Origin of the sequence: Rhizobium skierniewicense (assembly GCF_014196515.1) — a bacterium.
Lineage (GTDB): Bacteria > Pseudomonadota > Alphaproteobacteria > Rhizobiales > Rhizobiaceae > Agrobacterium > Agrobacterium skierniewicense.
Map to the genome: position 1 here is coordinate 131,165 of NZ_JACIDV010000013.1, position 6,497 is coordinate 137,661.

Here is a 6,497-nt window from a genome sequence, read left to right on the forward strand (position 1 = left end):
CTCTTGCGGTAAACAACCGAAAACTCCCGTACCGGCTCGAACCCCGTGAGACCTATGACACTTCCAAATCATATCCAGATCACCCCGGAACTCATTGCATCCCATGGGCTGAAGCCCGACGAATACCAGCGCATTCTCGACCTCATCGGACGCGAACCGAGCTTTACCGAACTCGGTATCTTCTCCGCGATGTGGAACGAGCATTGCTCTTACAAGTCTTCCAAGAAATGGCTGAAGACACTGCCGACCACCGGTCCGCGCGTCATTCAGGGTCCCGGCGAAAACGCTGGCGTCGTCGATATCGATGATGGCGATGTCGTCGTTTTCAAGATGGAAAGCCACAACCATCCGTCGTACATCGAGCCCTATCAGGGCGCGGCCACCGGCGTCGGCGGCATTCTTCGCGACGTCTTTACCATGGGCGCACGCCCCATCGCCGCCATGAATGCGCTGCGCTTCGGCGCACCTGACCATCCAAAAACCCGCCACCTGGTGGCTGGTGTCGTCGCGGGTGTCGGCGGTTACGGCAACTCCTTCGGCGTCCCAACGGTTGGCGGCGAAGTCGAGTTCGACGCGCGCTATAACGGCAACATCCTTGTCAACGCATTCGCGGCTGGTCTGGCCAAGTCCGACGCCATCTTCCTGTCGGAAGCCAAGGGCGTCGGCCTGCCGGTCGTCTATCTCGGCGCAAAGACGGGCCGCGATGGCGTCGGCGGTGCCACAATGGCCTCTGCCGAATTCGACGAATCCATCGAGGAAAAGCGCCCCACCGTTCAGGTCGGTGACCCCTTCACCGAAAAGTGCCTGCTGGAAGCCTGCCTTGAACTGATGAAGACAGGCGCCGTCATCGCCATTCAGGATATGGGTGCCGCTGGCCTCACCTGCTCTGCGGTTGAAATGGGCGCCAAGGGCGACCTCGGCATCGAGCTGAACCTCGATCAGGTTCCGGTTCGCGAAGAGCGCATGACCGCTTATGAAATGATGCTGTCGGAAAGCCAGGAGCGCATGCTTATGGTTCTGGAGCCATCCAAGGAAGAGGTCGCCAAGGCGATCTTCGTCAAATGGGGTCTGGACTTCGCCATCGTCGGCAAGACAACGGACGACCTGCGCTTCCGCGTTCTGCACAATGGCGAGGAAGTCGCCAACCTGCCGATTAAGGAACTGGGCGACGAAGCCCCGGAATATGATCGCCCGTGGACGCCTGCCAAGGTGCCTGCACCGCTGGCTGAGAACGATGTTCCAGACGCCGATATTGCAGACGCTCTCCTCAAGCTCGTCGGTTCCGCCAACAACTCTTCGCGCCGCTGGGTATACGAGCAGTACGACACGCTTATCCAGGGCAACTCCCTGCAGCTGCCCGGCGGTGATGCCGGTGTGGTGCGCGTCGACGGTCATGCCACCAAGGCACTCGCCTTCTCGTCTGACGTGACCCCGCGCTATGTGGAGGCAGACGCCTTCGAAGGCGGCAAGCAGGCGGTTGCCGAATGCTGGCGCAACATCACGGCCACCGGTGCGTTGCCGCTGGCGGCCACCGATAATCTCAACTTTGGCAACCCGGAAAAGCCCGAAATCATGAGCCAGCTCGTTCATGCCATCAAGGGCATCGGTGAAGCCTGCATTGCGCTGGAGTTCCCCATCGTGTCCGGCAATGTCTCGCTTTACAACGAGACCAACGGACAGGCGATCCTGCCCACCCCAACCATCGGCGGCGTCGGCTTGCTGGGCGACTGGGCAAAGATGGCGCGCATTCGCTTCGCAGCCAGCGATGAGGTCATTCTTCTCGCCGGCGCACCGGAGGGTCTTGGCCTTCATATCGCCCAATCCGTCTATATGCGCGACATTCACGACCGCACCGATGGCCCTGCCCCACACGTCGACCTCACCCATGAAAAGAAAACGGGCGATTTCGTTCGCTCCGCCATCACCGAAGGTCTGACGACAGCTGTCCACGATTGCTCATCCGGCGGCCTCGCGCTTGCTGTAGCCGAAATGGCAATGGCATCCGACATCGGTGCGACCATCGATGCGGTCGAGCATCACAATCCGGTTCTGACCTTCTACGGCGAAGATCAGGGCCGCTACGTCCTGACCGTCAGTCAGGACAATCTGGAAACCGTGAAAACCCGTGCGGCGTCGGCGGGTGTTTCGCTCGCGATAATCGGCAAGACCGGCGGCTCATCCGTAAAGCTGGGTAAGGCGCGCGCAGTCGAGATTAATGAATTGCGCAATGCCCATGAATCATGGTTCCCTCAGTTCATGGATGGCGAGTTTCTCGCCGCTGCAGAATAATCGAGGAGACAGACTATGCCCATGAAGCCCGGCGACATTGAGGACATGATTAAGGCCGGTATTCCCGGCTCGAAGGTAACCATCCGTGATCTGGCCGGTGACGGCGATCACTACGCGGCAGAAGTCGTGGCGGAAGCCTTCAAGGGAAAGACGCGGGTGCAGCAGCACCAGATGGTCTATGACGCGCTGAAGGGCAATATGGGCGGCGTTCTGCATGCTCTGGCACTTCAGACCTCAGCACCGGAATAACCAACGGCCGTTTTCGAAATCAAAGGCCTGCGCGAGACCCTCGCGCGGGCCTTTTACATGCGAGGCGGCTTGTCGGAGCGCAGGTTCGCAAAGGATGCCGCAGGCAACGGCCCCGCTGTCAGCAGTGTGAAGTCAAAACCGGATTTGCGGTCGGAACCCAGCACATACTGGCGGTGCATGCGCAAGAAATTGGTTTTGTTCTTTTTGTAGCGGTCTTCAGAGAGAGAATGCTTGAAACGGATCGGCACGATCTTCGGCTGGTCCGCCTCGCCGTGCCCCGTCAGCTTCGCTGTGTGGCACTTATAGAGATGGATGGGATCGGTCAGGCACTGGATATCGAACCAGTTCACATGCGCATGCCGCGCCATGACGCCAATGCTGTGGCGCAGCCGTGATGCACTGGAGAGCAGGCCGCATTGAAGCGCCGCACCACCCAGCGTCACGAACGAGACATGGCGATTATCGAAGGCATCCGGTTTCAGCTCCAGTACCCGGCCTGCAACGGCCAGCGCCAGACTTGCCCCCATGCTATGGGAAACGAACAGAACCTCGTCTGCGCCCTGCTCCAACGCCGTCAGCACGTCCCGTGCCTTGCCTTCGATCCAGTCCCGCGCAATCGGCTCGTCACGCCCCAACGCCAATGCAAAACGCCAGTCGGCAAACAGATGCAGCGTGTGAAACCGCTCCGAAAACGGCATGACGCCTCTTGCAAAGAGGAGGTAACCAAGAGGAACGGTAAGAAGGCAGAAAAGTATGGACATACCTGCGAGCAGCGGCAGCGCCGCAATCAGGAGAGCGGCGACGATACCCAGCGAGATGAAGAGAAACGGGAACAGAAAAAACAGACCGAAGCGCCAGGCATGGCGGAAATAGGCAAGAGCGCCACCTTCTCGGATGATCCCTGCTCCAGCCTTGAAACCAAGTCCGATCTGTTTCCAGACAGATGCGGCACGCAGCTTTGAGATCAGGTCGTTGTGGTCGTGAATGAAGATGGTGGATTGCGTGGCATGCCCGTCATGGTCCGCTGTGATATCCATACGGCTACCGCAGGTCGTCTGGCTGATGCCGTTCACGGTGTAATCGACCCCAAAAGTCTTTCCGGATTGCGCTGCACTGCGCTCATAGCGCCGCTGATGCGCTGCTGCGTCGAGAGGGTCGAAACCGGGAAAATAAAAGACGAGTCGCGACGAGACCTTCGCCATGAAAAGCAATCCTAAAACGGGCAACCCCGAAAGATCGCTTGATACGTCGGGCGTCGCACCTATATTGTAAATGATGACATTTTATAGGCATGAGAGGCGCAGTTGTCGAAAATCGTTGACCAATTGATCAGTGGCGTCATTAAAGGCGCAATGTCCGAGATCCTCAAGAAAACCGGTGTCCGGCAGACACGCCGCACGAAGCGTCGGGCGAAAGCCAGTACATCGCTCGGTGGCGGCATTGTCGGTCGTGTTCTCAAGGCAGCTTTGGGCGACAGGAAGACCCGCGTCGCCAAGAAACAGGTCAGCAAACGCCGCACAGCCGCAGCCAGAAGTCGCCAGCGCTGATCGGCATCACCAAGCGGTAAGCGCTTGCGTCTTCACATGAACAAACGTGCCGAACATATTGCGAGAAAAGAAAAAACCCGCCGAAGCGGGTTTCTTTGGTGCGGTCGAGAAGACTCGAACTTCCACGGGTTGCCCCACAGCGACCTCAACGCTGCGCGTCTACCAATTCCGCCACGACCGCATCGTGGTAGAGCCGACTTGCGCCGACGAAGGTGCATGTACCAAAAGCACTTTGGGTGCACAAGAGCGTCATGACAGATTTTTGAAATTAAAAATCAGGCACATCCATCCTATAGGAAAGAAGCCCGCAAATGCCGGGCTTGCGGCCTTGAAATCATTCTGCGAGAAGGCTGTGGAAAGGACTTTTCATGCTGACACGCACCGATATCCAGACAGATATGTTCGCTGTTGCGGGGTCTCCACCCATCCGCTGGCGAATCTCCGATATTCCAGTGCCCTACGAAGAGGCAAGCGCTGAGATGGAGCGTGAGGTCGCCGCCATTGCGGCAGGTGAAGCCAGCGAACTTGCCTGGCTGCTGGAGCACCCGCCCCTTTACACCGCAGGCACCAGCGCCAACGCAGCAGACCTCATACAGCCTGACCGTTTTCCGGTGTACGCCACAGGTCGCGGCGGAGAATACACCTATCACGGCCCCGGCCAGCGTGTCGTCTACGTGATGCTGGATCTCAAGCGCCGAAAACAGGATGTGCGCGCCTATGTGGCTGCGCTGGAAGACGTCATCATCCGCACGCTCGACAAGATGAATGTGCGTGGCGAACGTCGTGAAGACCGGGTCGGTGTGTGGGTGCGTCGTCCCGAAAAGCTGCCATTGCCGGACGGTACCGTCAGCGAGGACAAAATCGCGGCTCTCGGCATTCGCCTGCGGAAATGGGTGAGCTTCCACGGACTGTCGATCAACGTCGATCCCGACCTGTCGCATTTTACCGGCATCGTTCCCTGCGGCATCACGCAATATGGCGTGACAAGTCTTGTCGATCTGGGATTGCTGGTTATGATGGGAGATGTCGATGTTCTCTTGCGCCAGTCCTTCGAAGAGGTCTTCGGCGCAACGGAAAATGAAGCGACGCGACTGACCGGCTGAGGCCCCGTCGCAACCTTCTGTATCGACCGACGTTTGCAACACGCAGCGCTGGACATAGCCGGCTGCCTGCTCCCATCCGATAAACCTTAGACAGGTGACATTTCATGTTCACAACATCAGCCTACGCCTGCGATGATGGCTCATCCCCGCTGAAACTCGCGACCATCAAGCGCCGTGATCCCGGCCCGCGCGACGTAGAGATCGAAATCGAATTTTGCGGCGTTTGCCACTCGGATATTCACACGGCCCGCGCAGAATGGCCAGGCTCGCTTTTCCCGTGTGTCCCGGGACACGAAATCGTCGGCCGCGTTGGCCGTGTCGGTTCTGACGTCACCAAGTTCAAGACCGGCGACCGTGTCGGCGTTGGCTGCATCGTGGATAGCTGCCGCGGCTGTGACAGCTGTGCCGAAGGTCTCGAGCAATATTGCGAAAACGGCATGACCGGCACCTACAACTCGCCGGATAAGCCCATGGGCGATGGCGCCCACACGCTCGGTGGTTATTCCTCGCATGTGGTCGTTGATGACCGTTACGTGCTGAACATCCCCGAAGGTCTCGATGCAGCAGCAGCAGCCCCGCTGCTATGCGCTGGCATCACCACCTACTCCCCGCTTCGCCACTGGAATGCCGGTCCCGGCACACGTGTCGGCGTCGTCGGTCTGGGTGGTCTCGGCCACATGGCCGTCAAGATCGCCAGCGCCATGGGTGCAACGGTCGTCATGATCACCACCTCCCCCGGCAAGGCGGATGACGCCAAGAAGCTGGGCGCAGACGAGGTCATCGTGTCGAAAGATCCGGAGCAGATGAAAAAGGCGACCGCAAGCCTCGACCTCATCATCGACGCCGTGGCCGCAGACCATAACATCGACTCCTATCTGGCCCTGTTGAAGCGCGATGGTGCGTTGGTACAGGTCGGCGCGCCCGAAAAGCCACTCTCCGTCCACGCCTTCAGCCTCATTCCGGGCCGCAAGACCTTTGCCGGTTCCATGATCGGCGGCATTGCAGAAACACAGGAAATGCTGGATTTCTGCGCTGAGAAGGGCATCACTGCCGAAATCGAGATGATCAATATCGATCAGATCAATGAAGCCTATGAGCGCATGATCAAGAGCGATGTGCGCTACCGCTTCGTCATCGACATGAACAGCCTGCCAAAACAGGCCGCATGATTTAGGCCGTCTGAAAGCGAAAAACCCGCCGATATCTTCGGCGGGTTCAGACTGCTGACAAACCCGCCGATTTTTGTCGGTGGGTTTTTGCGTTTTTGGGCTTCTCGTTCAGGTGGTGTTTTCGCGAGCTGGATGGCGCA

The 6,497-nt window shown here is 58.7% G+C and carries 7 protein-coding genes and 1 tRNA gene; 5 read left to right on the forward strand and 3 right to left on the reverse strand.

The genetic code is table 11. The features are described 5' to 3' along the window. Positions 1–54: 54 nt before the first annotated feature. A complete protein-coding gene (gene purL, locus GGQ73_RS19035; RefSeq protein ID WP_183897446.1) occupies positions 55–2,289 on the forward strand; it encodes a phosphoribosylformylglycinamidine synthase subunit PurL in 2,235 nt (744 codons plus the stop codon). Between the two features lie 15 nt (positions 2,290–2,304). Next, positions 2,305–2,538: a BolA/IbaG family iron-sulfur metabolism protein gene (locus GGQ73_RS19040; protein ID WP_174153064.1), complete on the forward strand. Its 234-nt coding sequence runs from the start codon at positions 2,305–2,307 to the stop codon at positions 2,536–2,538. A gap of 53 nt (positions 2,539–2,591) precedes the next feature. On the opposite strand, the gene GGQ73_RS19045 is transcribed toward GGQ73_RS19040, so the two are convergent. Further along, on the reverse strand, positions 2,592–3,740 hold the full coding sequence (locus GGQ73_RS19045; protein ID WP_183897447.1) for a hypothetical protein: 1,149 nt from the start codon (positions 3,738–3,740) through the stop codon (positions 2,592–2,594). Positions 3,741–3,842: 102 nt separating this feature from the next. Here GGQ73_RS19045 and GGQ73_RS19050 point away from each other — a divergent pair, with 102 nt between their 5' ends. Beyond that, positions 3,843–4,085 carry a hypothetical protein gene (locus GGQ73_RS19050; RefSeq protein ID WP_174153062.1) on the forward strand — a complete coding sequence of 81 codons (243 nt, stop codon included), beginning with the start codon at positions 3,843–3,845 and terminating at the stop codon, positions 4,083–4,085. Between the two features lie 96 nt (positions 4,086–4,181). Here GGQ73_RS19050 and GGQ73_RS19055 read toward each other — a convergent pair. Continuing rightward, a tRNA-Leu gene (locus tag GGQ73_RS19055) sits at positions 4,182–4,266 on the reverse strand. 187 nt (positions 4,267–4,453) lie between these two features. Between GGQ73_RS19055 and lipB the strand changes: the two genes are divergently transcribed. Both lipB and GGQ73_RS19065 read left to right on the forward strand, forming a co-directional pair. Next, positions 4,454–5,188, forward strand: coding sequence for a lipoyl(octanoyl) transferase LipB (gene lipB / locus GGQ73_RS19060; protein ID WP_183897448.1), 735 nt, complete (start codon positions 4,454–4,456; stop codon positions 5,186–5,188). A gap of 104 nt (positions 5,189–5,292) precedes the next feature. Then, a complete protein-coding gene (locus tag GGQ73_RS19065; protein WP_183897449.1) occupies positions 5,293–6,357 on the forward strand; it encodes an NAD(P)-dependent alcohol dehydrogenase in 1,065 nt (354 codons plus the stop codon). Here GGQ73_RS19065 and GGQ73_RS22830 read toward each other — a convergent pair. After that, positions 6,309–6,497, reverse strand: a 189-nt coding sequence (locus GGQ73_RS22830) for a hypothetical protein (protein ID WP_210290175.1), incomplete at its 5' end; no start/stop codon positions are given. The genes GGQ73_RS19065 and GGQ73_RS22830 overlap by 49 nt on opposite strands.